The 14,468-nt window shown below is 66.5% G+C and carries 14 protein-coding genes, 1 other RNA gene and 1 pseudogene; 7 read left to right on the top strand and 9 right to left on the bottom strand.

Features of this window, described 5'->3' with window-relative positions; genetic code table 11:
- Positions 1-425, top strand: a 425-nt coding sequence (locus WB508_RS07445) for a fatty acid desaturase family protein (RefSeq protein WP_423844254.1), incomplete at its 5' end; no start/stop codon positions are given.
- The gene (locus WB508_RS07450) at positions 422-799 is read left to right on the top strand and encodes a hypothetical protein (protein WP_423844255.1); all 378 of its coding nucleotides are present in this window, start codon (positions 422-424) and stop codon (positions 797-799) included. The genes WB508_RS07445 and WB508_RS07450, both read left to right, overlap by 4 nt.
- 46 nt (positions 800-845) lie before the next feature.
- Here WB508_RS07450 and ssrA read toward each other — a convergent pair.
- From ssrA to WB508_RS07490, 8 genes are all read right to left on the bottom strand, one after another.
- Positions 846-1,214: a transfer-messenger RNA gene (gene ssrA, locus WB508_RS07455) on the bottom strand.
- A 20-nt stretch (positions 1,215-1,234) separates the two neighbouring features.
- A complete protein-coding gene (locus WB508_RS07460) occupies positions 1,235-2,563 on the bottom strand; it encodes an MFS transporter (protein ID WP_423844267.1) in 1,329 nt (442 codons plus the stop codon).
- Between the two features lie 41 nt (positions 2,564-2,604).
- Entirely contained in the window at positions 2,605-3,474 is an 870-nt protein-coding gene (locus WB508_RS07465) for an amidohydrolase family protein (RefSeq protein WP_423844256.1), read from the bottom strand.
- 3 nt (positions 3,475-3,477) lie between these two features.
- Positions 3,478-3,951: an SsrA-binding protein SmpB gene (smpB, locus tag WB508_RS07470; RefSeq protein WP_423844257.1), complete on the bottom strand. Its 474-nt coding sequence runs from the start codon at positions 3,949-3,951 to the stop codon at positions 3,478-3,480.
- A 9-nt stretch (positions 3,952-3,960) separates the two neighbouring features.
- A complete protein-coding gene (locus WB508_RS07475; protein ID WP_423844258.1) occupies positions 3,961-5,217 on the bottom strand; it encodes a peptidoglycan DD-metalloendopeptidase family protein in 1,257 nt (418 codons plus the stop codon).
- Between the two features lie 74 nt (positions 5,218-5,291).
- On the bottom strand, positions 5,292-6,206 hold the full coding sequence (gene ftsX, locus WB508_RS07480; protein WP_423844259.1) for a permease-like cell division protein FtsX: 915 nt from the start codon (positions 6,204-6,206) through the stop codon (positions 5,292-5,294).
- An 8-nt stretch (positions 6,207-6,214) separates the two neighbouring features.
- A complete protein-coding gene (gene ftsE, locus WB508_RS07485) occupies positions 6,215-6,904 on the bottom strand; it encodes a cell division ATP-binding protein FtsE (RefSeq protein WP_423844260.1) in 690 nt (229 codons plus the stop codon).
- 68 nt (positions 6,905-6,972) lie between these two features.
- Complete coding sequence (locus WB508_RS07490) at positions 6,973-8,166, bottom strand: ROK family protein (protein WP_423844261.1); 1,194 nt, start codon at positions 8,164-8,166, stop codon at positions 6,973-6,975.
- 119 nt (positions 8,167-8,285) lie between these two features.
- On the opposite strand from WB508_RS07490, the gene WB508_RS07495 reads away from it, so the two are divergent.
- The 5 genes from WB508_RS07495 to WB508_RS07515 all read left to right on the top strand — a co-directional run bounded on the left by WB508_RS07495 (position 8,286) and on the right by WB508_RS07515 (position 14,232).
- Positions 8,286-9,824, top strand: a complete 1,539-nt coding sequence (locus WB508_RS07495) for a sugar ABC transporter ATP-binding protein (RefSeq protein WP_423844262.1) — start codon at positions 8,286-8,288, stop codon at positions 9,822-9,824.
- Complete coding sequence (locus WB508_RS07500; protein ID WP_423844263.1) at positions 9,821-10,864, top strand: ABC transporter permease; 1,044 nt, start codon at positions 9,821-9,823, stop codon at positions 10,862-10,864. Before WB508_RS07495 ends, WB508_RS07500 begins: the two co-directional genes overlap by 4 nt.
- A 20-nt stretch (positions 10,865-10,884) precedes the next feature.
- Complete coding sequence (locus WB508_RS07505; protein ID WP_423844264.1) at positions 10,885-11,943, top strand: substrate-binding domain-containing protein; 1,059 nt, start codon at positions 10,885-10,887, stop codon at positions 11,941-11,943.
- A gap of 82 nt (positions 11,944-12,025) precedes the next feature.
- Positions 12,026-13,228 carry a Gfo/Idh/MocA family protein gene (locus WB508_RS07510; RefSeq protein WP_423844265.1) on the top strand — a complete coding sequence of 401 codons (1,203 nt, stop codon included), beginning with the start codon at positions 12,026-12,028 and terminating at the stop codon, positions 13,226-13,228.
- Positions 13,225-14,232: a sugar phosphate isomerase/epimerase family protein gene (locus tag WB508_RS07515; RefSeq protein ID WP_423844266.1), complete on the top strand. Its 1,008-nt coding sequence runs from the start codon at positions 13,225-13,227 to the stop codon at positions 14,230-14,232. The genes WB508_RS07510 and WB508_RS07515 overlap by 4 nt, the downstream gene beginning before the upstream one ends.
- 3 nt (positions 14,233-14,235) lie before the next feature.
- Here WB508_RS07515 and prfB read toward each other — a convergent pair.
- Positions 14,236-14,468 (bottom strand): annotated as a pseudogene (gene prfB / locus WB508_RS07520) (peptide chain release factor 2); the annotation flags it as partial.

Raw genomic sequence — 14,468 nt, forward strand, 5'->3', positions numbered from 1 at the left:
ACTTCCCCGACGGCGCCGTGCACTTCACTGAAGAAGAGCTCGAGGACGAGACCCGCGCCGAGTGGTACCTGCGCCAGATGCTCGGCTCGGCCAACTTCGAGGGCGGCAAGCTGCTGCACCTGATGAGTGGCCAGCTGGGCTACCAGATCGAGCACCACCTGTTCCCCGACCTGCCCAGCAACCGCTACGCGGAGATCTCGGTCAAGGTCAAGGACATCTGCAAGCGCTACGACATTCCGTACACGATCGGTCCGCTCCACAAGCAGTATGGGCAGACCCTGCGCACCATCATGAAGCTGTCGCTGCCGAACCGGCGCACGACCGACAACCCGGCGCCAATCTCACCGCGCAAGCGCCGCCTGCGCGACGATGAGCGTCCGGTGCGTCGTTCGGAGCTGGGCAAGTGGTCGCCCGCTTCGGTGTGACGCCCGTACCGTTCGCCTGCGAGGACGACGACGGGGTCAGCGATGTCTCCGCCGTGGTCAAGAAGCGGGCGATCCGGTGCGCGCTCAGCCGCGTCTGCGGCATGTGCGGGCTGACCCTGACGCGCCCCATTGCGTTCCTCGGTCCCGAGGCCGAGGCGCAAACAGGGCGATTTGTGTTCCCTCCCATGCATCTGGAGTGCGCCCAGTCCGCTGCGGCGTCGCTCGGGCCCGGTGCGGGGCTAGGCCACGAGTTCGTGTCCGGGCCGTGGGCCCTGGTGACGACCGGCGGATTCGACCTGATCCGACCGACCCGCCGCGGCGACGCAGTGCACTTTCACCCCAACTCGGTGCTCGACACCACCTGGACGAGCTGACCCGGACGTGACGAGGCCCCCGACCAAAGTCGGGGGCCACGTGCGTCTGTGGAGCTGCCGGGAATTGAACCCGGGTCCTACGGCGCTGATTCAGGGATTCTCCGGGTGCAGTTCGTCTGACGCTTTTCTCAGCTCCGGCGCTTGGACGAACGCATCGCCGACGAGCTCAGTCGCAGTGAAGTCCCGATCACACCCTGCAACACAGTGTGATCAGCAAGTCCCCTTGATGAGACTGGCGATCCGGAGCGGAGACGCCCCCGGGCCAGCCCTTCACCTATCGCTTAAGCAGCGAGGGCGAAGTCAGTGCGCTTTGAATCGGCACTTGTTGGTTTCCAGAGATCGTTTGAGAGATAACCCTGGATCCTCTACCCGCTTCACCTGAATCGAACGACCTTAGTCGAAACCGATCAGCCCCTCTTGAGTTGTGACTCCAGTCTACTCCTCGGTGGTGACAGGGGCGACCGATCGGCCGCGAATCAGGGCGAAGGCGAGCAGACCCGAGAGCACCAGCATGCCGACACATATCTCGATGCCGGTGCGAAAACCGGGTCCGAACACCGAAGGATCGGCGAAATTGGCGCCCGAGATGCCTGCGACAGGCGGGATGGCGGCGACCGCCAACAGCGAACCGGTGCGGGCGACCGCGTTGTTGACGCCGGACGCGATACCGGTCTGCGCATCGGGTGCCGCAGCGAGCACTGCCGTGGTCAACGGCGCGACCAGCATGGCCAGGCCAACGCCGAACACCAGTGCACCGGGCAGCACCTCGCCCACGAACGAGGCATCCGCGCCGATGCGCAGGTACAGCAGCAGGCCGCACGCCGCGACGATCGGACCGATGGTCATGGGGAGGCGCGGGCCGATCCGGGTGGCGAGCGCCCCGGCACGAGCCGAGAACAGCAACATCAGGATCGTGACCGGAATGGTGGCCAGCCCGGCCTGGAGCGGCGTGAAGCCCGCGACGTACTGCAGCTGCAGCACGAGCAGGAAGCCCGATCCGGCCAGAGCGCCGTAGATCGCGAAGGTGCACAGATTGGCTGCCGTGAACACTCGATCTGCGAACAGACCCAGTGGAACCAGCGGATGGGCAGCAACGGCCTGGTGCCACACGAACCCAGCCAGCACCAACAGCCCAACCAACCCGTACGCCCACGACCGGTCGACCAGTCCGTAGGTGAGCAGCGCGAGTCCGCCGGCAGTCAACGAGGCGCCCACCAGGTCGAGACTGTCGTCGGCACCCCGACTCTCGGGCACGTGACGCACCGTCAGCCAGATGACGAGGGCCGCCAGCGGGACGTTGAGCCAGAAGATCGACCGCCAGCCGGCTGCGTCGACGAGATATCCGCCGACCAGCGGGCCGATCGCCATCGTCACCCCCGCGAGACCAGACCAGGCCCCGATCGCCCGTCCACGGTCATCGGGGTGAAACGAAGCCGAGATGATGGCCAGGCTTCCGGGCGTGAGCAGGGCACCACCCACCCCTTGCAGGGCGCGAGCAGCCACGAGCACACCGATGTTCGGCGCGAGGGCGCACAGCGCCGACGCGAGCACGAACCAGACCACTCCGACGAGGTAGACCCGGCGGCGGCCCCAGCGGTCCCCCAGTGATCCGCCCACCAGGATCAGCGCCGCCAGCGTCAGCGTGTACGCATTCACGGTCCACTGCAGCCCCGCCAGCCCGGCACCAAGGTCATTGCCGATGGCTGGCAGCGCCAACGACACGATCGACCCGTCGAGGAATGTCATGCCGGATCCCAGGATCATCGCGGTCAGCAGCCAGCGACCTTGGGCCGTGCCGAGGCGGATCACACGGTGACGCCGAACAGTCGCGCGCCGTTGTGCCACAGCACCGAGCGCATCCAGTCATCGCCGAGACCGAGCCGATCGAGCACCTCGATCTGATGTGCGTACTCGTACGGGATGTTGGGGAAGTCAGTGCCGAACAGCACCTTGTCCTGCAGACCTGCCAGCCGACCGGGCACCTCGGCGGGGATGTCGTGCTCCCAGAAGTCGACGAACGCCATCGTGGTGTCCAGCTGCACGTTCTCGTACCGCTCGGCCAGGTCGAGGAATTCACTGATCTCCGGCATGCCGAGGTGGGCGATGATCAGCGCGAGCGACGGGTGTCTGGACAGTACGTCGGCCACCGCGCCCGGTCCGGTGAATCGCCCCGGAGCCGGGCCTGACCCGGCGTGCAGCACGATCGGGGTGCCCGCCTCGGCCAGCGCGCCCCACACCGGTTCGAGCAGGGGGTCGTTCGGGGCGAAGTCGCCGACCTGCACGTGCGCCTTGAAGACCTCGACGCCGCCGGCGATCAACTTCGGGACGTAGTCGGCGGCCTCCAGCTCGGGATAGAACGTCGCCGACCGCAGTGCGTCCGGCGTGCGGTCGGCGAAGCCCAGCGTCCACTCGTTCATGAACCCGGCGATGCCGGGCTTGTGGGCGTAGGACAGCGCCGAGAATCGTCGCACGCCGATGGCGCGCAGCTGCTCGACCCTCTCCTCGTCCGTGCCCCGGTAGGCGATGGGCCACGGACGCCCCAGCATCGGGCCCGCCCCATCGAAGTACGACCAGACCTTCGCCATGATGGGCGGAGCCATGAAGTGCGTGTGCACGTCGACGATGCCGGGGATCCCGAGCGTCATCACGTAGGCGGGAACATCGACGTCGCGCACCGTCTACATCCCCTTGAGACGTCGTCCCAGCTCGCGCTCGGCCTCGTTGTTCGCCGTTCGAGCGGCGATGGCATGTCGCTTGTCGAAGCTCTTCTTGCCCTTGGCCAGAGCGATCTCCACCTTGGCGCGACCGTCAAGGAAGTACAGCGACAGTGGCACGATGGTCAGGCCCTTCTCGGTGGTCCGCCGCTCGATCCGGTCGATCTCCGCCCGGTTGAGCAGCATCTTGCGGCGCCGTCGGGTCTCGTGATTGGTCCACGTGCCAAGCGTGTAGTGCGGGATGTGGACCTGCAGCAACCAGGCCTCGCCGCGATCGATCTCACCGAACCCGTCGACCAGCGAGGCGCGCCCCGCCCGCAGCGATTTGACCTCCGTGCCGGTCAGGACGAGACCGGCCTCGAAGGTGTCCTCGATGTGATAGTCGTGACGCGCCTTCTTGTTCTGGGCCACGATCTTGCGGCCAGTCTCCTGAGGCACCGTTTCAGGCTACAGCCAGCCCATGGGGTTCTGCGGCGACCCGTTGACGATCACCATGAAGTGCAAGTGGCATCCGGTCGAATAACCCGTGGAACCGACGTATCCGATGACGTCGCCCCGGCCGACCTTGCTGCCGGTGCTCCGGGCGAACCGGGACAGGTGGTTGTACGTCGTGACGACGCTCTTGCCGCGCTTGACACCGTTGTTGAGGATGACGCGATTGCCGTATCCGCCGTTGTAGTACTGCTGGATGATCGTTCCGGATGCGGCAGCTCGGATCGGCGTGCCGCAGCCAACGCCGAAGTCGGTGCCGTCGTGCAGCTTGTACCTGCCCGTCACGGGGTGCACGCGCATTCCGTAGGACGAGGTGATCCGGCCGCTGACGGGATACGACAGGGTGCCGCCGCCATCGCCGCCAACGCCGGCGCCACCGGACTTGCGGTCCTTCGCGGCCAGTGCGGCCAGCTGGGCGTTGAGCCGATTACGGTCGGCCTCGAGCTTGCGCAGCAGCCCGAGGTCATCCTTGAGGGCTTTGTTCGCTGACTTCTTGGCGCTGTTCTTGGTGCGCACCAGCGCGGCGACAGCGACAGCCTGCTCGGCGGCGGCTGCTTCCAGCTGCTGTTGCACCTTCAGGTTCGCCGCGGCCTCTTCTCGCTGCTTCTTGACCTTGTTGCGCAGGGCCTGGACCTCGTCGCGCTTGAGCTTGAGCACGACTCGGGTGGCGTCCAGCTCCTGCATCGTGGCCAGCTGCGCATCACTGACTGAATCGTTGATCGACATCTGTTCGGTGAAGTCGCTCGGGTCGTCGCCACTCAGCAGTCGGCTGAAGGCCCGCAGTCCCCGGTCACCCTGCTGCACGTTCTGAACCGTGAAGTCCTCGACGGCTTGCTCGGACTTGACCAATTCGGCTTTGCCCCGCTTGAGCTTGGCAATGGACACACCGAGCGCGGCCTCGGTCTCAGCCAGCCGCAGCTGCAGATTCCGGTCCTCCACCTGAGCCACGGCGAGCTGTCCACGCGTCTCACCCAGCTTCGCCTCCGCGCGCTTCAGCGAGCTCTGCGCCTTGGTGAGCGCGGCCCGCGCAGCCTTGAGCTCCTTGGTGGACTCGTCGACGTGATCCTTGGCGGAGTCGATCTTGCCGTTGACGCCCTTCTTCTCCCGCTCCAGGTCCCGCTTGGAGTCGGCCATCGTGGGCGCGGTGAGGGCACCCAGAAGCAGGACTGAGATCAGGCCGGCCAGAAGTGCCTTGACGGTGGTGTGACGCATGAATCAGCCTCGGGGAAAGGTGTCCCGGCAGAGGGACGAGGGAATGTCTGCTTTCACACCATACGTCACATCCGTCACACGTCCAGATATTTGCGCGTCATCACGAGCGTCGGAACCAGGGCGAGCAACAGGGCAAGAACTGTCGTGAACCCCATGACGGCGATCGCCTCGTTCCATCGCACCCACGTGGTGATCTCGCCCAACGACGTGCGCAGATAGCGATAGACCACGAAGTACATGAAGGCACTCAGGCCCAGTGCCGCCAGCGCTGCCGACAGAAGGGCGGCCAGCAGGGATTCGAGCACGAACGGCAGCTGGATGTGCCAGCTCGATGCGCCCACCAGCCGCATGATGCCGATCTCGCGACGACGCGCGTAGGCAGTCATCCGAATGGTGTTGGACACCTGCAGGATCGCGGCGATGACCAGCAGCAGTGCGGCGCCGAGGGCAGCGATCTGCATCTTTGACAAGAATTCGAACAACGGAGCGAGCAGCTGCCGCAAAGACGTGACGTTGTTGACGCCGTCGAGTCCGGACAGCTGGCTGACGACGCCGTCGAAGTCCTGCGGGTCCTTCAGCGTGACCAGATAGGACTCAGGGAAGGAGTCAGGACCCAGCGTGGCCAGTTGCTTGCGGCCAGTGTCGGACTGGCCGAGCGTTTCGCGAGCCCGCTCAAAGCTGTCGGCTGGCGTGCGGATCTCGAACGACTTGACCTCTGAGTTCGTGTCGAGCGCCTCGCGGACCGCACCCTTTTGATCGTCGTTGGCGGCGCCGCCCACGCAGGTGGCGGCCGGTGAGTTCTTGGTGCAGAGGTTGACCTGCAGCTGCAGCCGGTCACCGTAGTAGCTCTCGGTGCGGTTGGCCTGCAGCTGCATCAACAGCCCGAGGGAGGCCAACAGCAAGGACACGCTCATCGTGACGACCAAGGAGATCGTCATCGACTTGTTGCGCGCCATGCTGGACGCCAGCTCACGCAGGGAGGAAAGCACACGTTCTCCTAGTTCTGGTAGCCGTAGATGCCGCGAGCCTCGTCGCGCATGATGCGGCCGCCATCGAGCTCGATGACGCGCTTGCGCATCTGATCGACGATCGACGCGTCGTGAGTCGCCATCACCACGGTGGTGTCGGTGCGGTTGATGCGGTCCAGCAGCTTCATGATGCCCACGCTGGTGGACGGGTCGAGATTCCCGGTGGGCTCGTCGGCGATCAGGATCATGGGTCGATTGACGAACGCCCGGGCGATGGCCACACGCTGCTGTTCGCCGCCGGACAACTCGTCAGGCATGCGATGCCCCTTTCCGTCCAGTCCCACCATCTCGAGGGTCTCGGGCACGACCTTGGCGATCTCCGCGCGCGGCTTGCCGATGACCTGCAGCGCGAAGGCCACGTTCTGCGAGACATTCTTGTTCGGCAGCAGTCGAAAGTCCTGGAACACCGTGCCCACCTGGCGGCGCAGCTTCGGCACCTTCCAGTTGGACAGCTTGTTGATCTCCTTGCCCGCGACGTAGACGCGGCCACTGGTGGGCGTGGCCTCACGCAGGATCAGGCGGAGGAAGGTGGACTTGCCCGAACCGGACGCACCGACCAGAAAGACGAACTCACCCTTCTCGATCTCCAGATCGACGGCGTCGAGCGCGGCGCGTTTCTGCCCGGGGTAGGTCTTGGTGACCTGGTCGAATCGAATCACTCGCCCGAGTCTAGGCAGACGCCCCCGCAATACCGGAGTGACGCGCCCCTCTCAGGGCATTCTCGGGTTCAACCAAGCCGCTGGGCGACGAAGGCGTCGACCGCAGGTGCAGCCAGCACGGCTTCGACCACCATGGTGGCCGCTCCCAGAAGGGCGCCCTGGTCGCCGGCTGCGGTGCCGACGATGCGCAGCTCGTCCGTCGCCAGGGGGAGCGACCTCTGGTAGACGACCTCGCGGACGCCGGCCAACAGGTACTCCCCTGCCTCGGCCAGCGTGCCGCCGATGACGACGACCGAGGGGTTGAGCAAGTTGACGCAGGTGGCCAGCACCGTGCCGATGTCTCGTCCCGCGGCTCGGACCGCCTGCAGCGCGGCCACCTCACCGCGATTGACCGCGTCGACGATGTCCTGGGCGGTCTCGACCTGCAGCCCGCCCGACCGCAGGGTGGCCGCGATCGCGGGCGCAGCCGCGACTGCTTCGAGGCAGCCAGTGTTGCCGCACCGGCACACGACGTCGTCGACAGCGCCCGTCACCTGGACATGGCCGAGGTCGCCCGCCGAACCCAGTGCGCCGCGCAGCAGTCGCCCATCGGCGACGATGCCAGCACCGATGCCGGTGGCGACCTTGACCAGCAGCAGGTGCTCGGTGGGCCACGCAGAGACGTACTCGCCCAGCGCCATCAAGTTCACGTCGTTGTCGACGAGAACGGGACCGCGGAAGGTTCGACCGAGGTGGGCCGGGATGTCGAAGTCGTGCCAGCCCGGCATGATCGGCGGGTTGGCTGGTCGACCGCGGGCGTGCTCGACCGGACCCGGCACCCCGATGCCCACGCCAGCAATGTCTGGGATGCCCCGCCCGATCTCGGCCAGCAGATCGCGAGCGATGTCAGTGACGAGGTCGAGCACCGTGTGGGGCCCGTCAGCGATGTCGCAGGTCACCGTGCGGCTGATCACGGGGCGGCCAGCGAGATCGCTGAGCGCGACACCAGCATGGGATGCGCCGAGGTCGACTGCCAGCACGAGCTGGGCCGTCCGGCTGAGCGCGAAGCGGACCGACGGACGACCTCCGGTCGAGGCCCCGGCACCCACGGCTTCGAGCAGGCCGGCCGCGATCAGAGCGTCGAGACGAGCCGTGACGGTGGAGCGCGCCAAGGATGACATCTGGACCAGCTCAGATCGGGTGCGAGGCGTGCCGTCGCGCATCAGCTGGAACAGGTCTCCGGTGCCGGCCAGTGTCGGCGGGAGGGCGGGCAGCGCGGACATGGCCATACTTTCCCACACCCTTCGCCGTCGTGACTTCCGCCGCTCACCAACACTCTTATATCGATTACCACCCTACTTTTGCTTGACGATCGACACAAGGGGTGATTAGCATCACAGCCATGCCCGACCCCGCCCCGCTGCTCGCGATGCGCGGCATCGTCAAGGAGTTTCCTGGCGTGCGCGCCCTTGATGGTGTCGACCTCGACGTCATCGCCGGAGAGGTGCACTGTCTGCTCGGACAAAACGGCGCAGGCAAGTCGACCCTGATCAAGGTGCTGTCCGGCGCTCACGGCGTCGATGCCGGCACCATCTCCTGGCAGGGCGAGCCGGTCACCTTCACCAATCCACAGTCCGCCCTGGACACGGGTATCGCCACGATCTACCAAGAGCTCGACCTGGTGGACGGATTGAGCGTCGCCGACAACATCTTTCTGGGGCACGAGCAGGCGCGCGGCGGGGTCACCCGCAACGCCGACATGAATCGCGCGGCGCGGGATCTGCTCAGCCGACTCGGCCACAGCGAGATCCGGCCCACGGTCGAGGTCGGGTCCCTATCTGCAGCCGGCAAGCAGATCGTGTCGATGGCTCGTGCCCTGTCACGCCATGCGCGGGTCATCGTGATGGACGAGCCGTCGGCTGTGCTGGACCCCGATGAGGTGGACGGTCTGTTCCGGGTCGTCGACGACCTCCGATCACAGGGAACTGCGATCATCTACATCTCCCACCGGCTCGAGGAGATCCGCCGCATCGGCGACCGACTCACGGTCTTGAAGGACGGCCGCACGGTCGCCGGTGGCCTGTCTGCTCAGGCGACCCCGACTGCCGACCTCATCACCTTGATGACGGGCCGAACCGTCTCCTCGGTCTTCCCTCCGCGCCCCAAGATCGCCGATGCTCCCCCGCTGCTGTCGGTCGAAGGCCTTACCCGCTCAGGCGAGTTCTCCGACATCTCGTTTGACATTCGGCCCGGCGAGATCCTGGGGCTCGCCGGCCTGGTGGGCGCCGGGCGCAGCGAGATCGTCGAGACGATCTTCGGTGCTCGCAGAGCCGATCGCGGCAGCGTGTCGGTCAACGGTCAACGTCTGCGGCCCGGTTCGGTCTCGGGCGCGGTAAGCGCCGGCGTCGGACTATGTCCAGAAGAACGCAAGTCGCAAGGACTGATCTTGGACGACGCCGTCTACCGCAATGTCTCGCTCGCCAGCCTGGACCGGTTCGCGCGACACGGCATCAGCACCGAGGAAGCCGAGCGGACCGCAGCTCATGCGGCGCTGCGATCGGTCGATCTGCGCCCCGATGATCCTGACCGCATCGTGCGCACCCTGTCGGGCGGCAACCAGCAGAAGGTCGTGCTGGCGCGATGGCTGCTGCGGTCCTGCTCGGTTCTTCTGCTCGACGAGCCGACCCGAGGCGTCGACGTCGGCGCCCGCGCGGAGATCTACGCCCTGATCCGCACCCTCGCCGATGCGGGCGTCGCCATGGTCATTGTCTCCAGCGACCTCGAGGAAGTCCTCGGGCTGTCGGATCAGGTGTTGGTGCTGGCGGACGGTCGCTTGGTCCACCAGGGCCCGAGCGCCGCCATTGATCCCGCTGGAGTTCTTGACCACATCATCGCCCAACACGAGTCCGACCACCCCCACACGAGAGGCGATGTCGCGTGAACGCCCCCACCGATTCACCCATCCAGACTCCCCCTGGGGTCGATCCCACGACGTCTGACCCGAGCCCCTCGCGCGCTTCGCGCCTCCGTTCCACCGGCGTCGCACGCAACCTCGGGCTCGTGATCGCCCTCGTGGTGCTGTGCGTCGTGGGCATCGCCACCTCCGGTGACCGATTCGCCAGCACCGACAATCTCCTGACGATCCTGCGCTTCGCCTCGGTGATCGGCGTGGTGTCGATCGGCATGACATTCGTCATCACGGGCGGCGGCATCGACCTGTCGGTCGGCGCCCTGGTCGCGCTCGCCTCGATCTGGGCCACCACCACCGGGACCCAAGCCATGGCCGACGACATCGGTTGGCTCGTGATGGTGTTTGCTGCCGTGGTGGTGGGCGCCATCGCCGGCGCCATCAACGGGCTGCTCATCGCCTACGGGCGGATCGTCCCCTTCATCGCCACGCTCGCCATGTTGGCCGCGGCCCGCGGCCTCGCCGAGATCATCGCCGACCGCAAGACCCAGATCATCCGCAACCAGGGCTTCACTGACTTCTTCGGCGCCAATCCGCTCGGCGTTCCCGTGATCGTCATCATCTTCGCCATCGTCACGGCAGCTGGCTGGTTCCTGCTGAACCGCACCACTTTCGGTCGACGGACGTTTGCCGTCGGCGGCAATCCGGAAGCCGCACGACTCGCCGGCATCAAGGTGCAGCGCCACACCGTCTACCTCTACATGCTGCTGGGTATCGCCTGCGGCATTGCCGCCGTGATGCTGATGTCGCGCACCACGACCGGCTCTTCGACCCACGGCACGCTGTACGAGCTCGACGCCATCGCGGCGGTCGTCATCGGCGGCACGTTGCTCAGCGGTGGCCGCGGCACCGTCGTCGGAACTTTGTTCGGCGTCCTCATCTTCGCCACCCTCACCAATGTCTTCACGCTCAACAACCTGTCGACGTCGGCCCAAGCCGTCGCCAAGGGCGTGATCATCGTGATCGCCGTGCTCCTGCAGCAGCGGATCGCGAACCGTTCCACTTCGCCATAACCCACCCATCAGGAGTACACATGTCCACCACCACCCCCCGAAGCACCGGCCGACGACGCGCGTTCGCCATGGCGGGCGCCTTCGCCGCAGCCACGCTCGTGCTCGGTGCTTGCACCAACAGCTCCAGCGATGACGGCGAAGCATCCGGCGTCAGCAAGAGCAACACTGACAACGACAAGGCCGGCGACACCGTCGTCATCGGCTTCTCCGCCCCGGCTGCCGATCACGGCTGGATGGGTGCCATCACCAAGGCTGCCGAGGCTCAGGCCAAGCAGTACGACGACGTCGAGCTGAAGGTTGCCGAGGGCACCAACGACGTGAACCTGCAGATCTCACAGGTCGAGACCTTCATCAACGACAAGGTCGACGCCATCGTGCTGCTGCCATTCGACGGCGCCGCCATGACAGCGGTCGCGCTCAAGGCGATGGAGGCCGGCATCACGGTCATCAACGTCGACCGCGAGTTCGACTCCCCGTTCGCCGCCCGCACCACCGTGCTGGGCGACAACTACGGCATGGGCGTCTCGGCCGGCACCTACGCGTGCGACGAGGCCGCCGGAGACAAGGACAAGGTCGTCGCCGAAATCGCTGGCATCGACTCCTTGCCCCTGACACAGGACCGGTCGCGCGGCTTCTCCGACGCCCTGAAGAAGTGCGGGCTGAAGGTCGATAATCGCGTCGCGGCCGAGTTCACGGTCGAGTCCGGCGAGAAGGCGGCGTCGAACTTGCTGCAGGCCGCCCCGAAGATCGACTTTCTCTGGAATCACGATGACGACCAGGGTGTCGGCGTGCTCGCGGCCATCAAGAACGCCAACCGCGATGAGTTCGTGATGATCGGTGGCGCCGGCTCGGCCAACGTGATGCGTGACATCAAGGCAGACAACACGGTGCTCAAGGCGACGGTCATCTACCCGTCGACGCAGGCCGCCGACGGCGTCAAGCTGGCGCGCCTGATCGTTCAGGGCAAGGCGATGTCGGACCTCGCCGAGGTGGAGGTGCCCCGCAAGGTGCAGCTGGCCGCCCCGGTCGTCACGAAGGACAACGTCGACCAGTACATCGGCTCGGCCTTCGAGTCCTGATCGACAGGAGCCCGTCCGCGCCGATCCTCCCGGCGCGGGCGGGCCCCACTCCCTTCCTTCCCTTCTCCTGAGGACGTCCCACATGAGCGACAGCACCAGCGGCGCCGCCACCGGCGAGCTCAGCGTCGGCATGGTCGGCTATGCCTTCATGGGCGCTGCCCACTCGCAGGCCTGGCGCACCGCACCCTCCTTCTTCGACCTGCCCCTGCGCCCGCGTCTCGCGGCCATCTGTGGCCGCGACGCTTCAGCCGCCGGCGCCGTGGCCGAGCGATTTGGCTGGGAGTCCGTCGAGACCGACTGGCGCGCGCTGCTGACCCGCGACGACATCCACGTCATCGACATCTGCACGCCTGGCGACACCCATGCCGAGATCGCCATCGCCGCTCTCGAGGCGGGCAAGCACGTCCTGTGCGAGAAGCCGCTGGCCAACACCGTGGCCGAGGCCGAACACATGGCGGCGGCAGCAGCGACCGCTGCCGCACGCGGCGTGCGCAGCATGGTCGGCTTCACGTACCGCCGAACTCCCGCCGTGTCCTACGCCCACCAGATGGTTGCGTCCGGCCGGCTCGGCGCCATCCGCCACGTGCGCGGTCAGTACCTGCAGGACTGGTTGACCGACGAGAACTCACCCATGAGCTGGCGACTGGACAAGGAACGAGCCGGTTCCGGCGCACTGGGCGACATCGGGGCGCACGTCGTCGACATGGCGCAATGGGTCACCGGCTCGTCGATCAGCTCGGTCAATGGCCTGATGGAGACCTTCGTCACGACCCGACCCGTCTCTGGCGAGCATGCGACGCTCGGTGGCACGGCAGCAGCATCCGCCGAGCGCGCGCCCGTCACGGTCGATGATGCCACCGCGTTCACCGCGAGATTCGACAACGGAGCGGTCGGAGTCTTCGAGGCGACGCGTTGTGCTACTGGTCGCAAGAATGCCCTTCGATTGGAGATCAACGGCTCGCTCGGCTCGGTGTCCTTTGATTTCGAGGACATGAACGTGCTGGAGTACTTCGACAGCACCCAGCCCGCCGTCGAAGCCGGATTTCGCCGCATCCTGGTCACCGAGGCTGACCACCCCTACGTCGCCTCGTGGTGGCCGCCGGGTCACGGGCTGGGCTACGAGCACGGCTTCACCCACCAGGTCGTCGACCTGGTCACCGCCATCGCCGAGGGCGTCGACCCGGTGCCGTCGTTCGCCGACGGTCTTCGCGTGCAACGTGTGCTCGCGGCCGTCGAGGCCAGTGCGGCCGACGGCACCACACATCCCACAGGAGCAACCTCATGACCCGTCCGATCACGCTGTTCACCGGCCAGTGGGCCGACCTGCCGTTCGAGGAGGTGGCCGAGCTGGCTGCCGGCTGGGGCTACGACGGCCTCGAGATCGCCTGCTGGGGCGATCATCTTGATCCGTGGGCGGCGGTCGAGGACCCCGACTACATCCAGACCCGCAAGGACATCCTGGACCGGCACGGCTTGCAGGTTCACGCGATCTCCAACCACCTCAAGGGCCAGGCCGTCTGCGACGACCCAATCGACCAGCGCCACCAGAACATCGTCGGCGCGCGGGTCTGGGGCGATGGCGACCCCGAGGGCGTGCGTCAAAGGGCTGCCGAGGAGATGAAGCACACGGCACGCGCCGCGCGGATGCTCGGCGTCGACACCGTCATCGGCTTCACCGGGTCGTCGATCTGGAAGTACATGGCGATGTTCCCGCCAGCGTCCGAGGAGATGATCGCGGCCGGCTACCAGGACTTCGCCGATCGGTGGAACCCGATTCTCGACGTCTTCGACGCCGAGGGTGTGCGCTTCGCGCACGAGGTGCATCCCAGCGAGATCGCGTACGACTACTGGACCACCCACGCGACGCTCGACGCGATCGGCCACCGCGAGGCGTTCGGACTCAACTGGGATCCCTCGCACTTCGTGTGGCAGGACCTGGACCCCGTCGGCTTCCTGTGGGACTTCAAGGACCGGATCTATCACGTCGACTGCAAGGACGCGAAGAAGCAGGTCGGCAACGGTCGCAATGGCCGCCTCGGCTCGCACCTGCCGTGGGCAGACCCGCGTCGCGGCTGGGACTTCGTCTCGACCGGGCGCGGCGACGTGCCCTGGGAGGCGTGCTTCCGCATGCTCAACACGATCGGCTACGACGGTCCGATCTCAATCGAGTGGGAGGACGCGGGCATGGATCGCCTGCTCGGTGCGCCCGAGGCGCTGGCCTACGTGAAGCGCAATCTCTTCGACGCGCCGACCGCAGCCTTCGACGCCGCGTTCAGCAGCGGCGACTGACCGTCAGCTGGCGGGCTGGTTGTTGCGGCGCCAGCGAATGCCGGTCTCAATGAAGTCGTCAATCTCGCCATCGAGCACGGCCTGCGTGTTGCCGGTCTCGTGCTCGGTCCGCAGGTCCTTGACCATCTGGTACGGATTCAGCACGTAGTTGCGCATCTGGTCGCCCCACGAGGCCTGGACGTCTCCGCGCAGCTCGTCGAGGTGGGCACGCTCCTCGGCCTTCTTCAACGCCAGCA

Origin of the sequence: Aeromicrobium sp. (genome assembly GCF_049586495.1) — a bacterium.
GTDB lineage: Bacteria > Actinomycetota > Actinomycetes > Propionibacteriales > Nocardioidaceae > Aeromicrobium.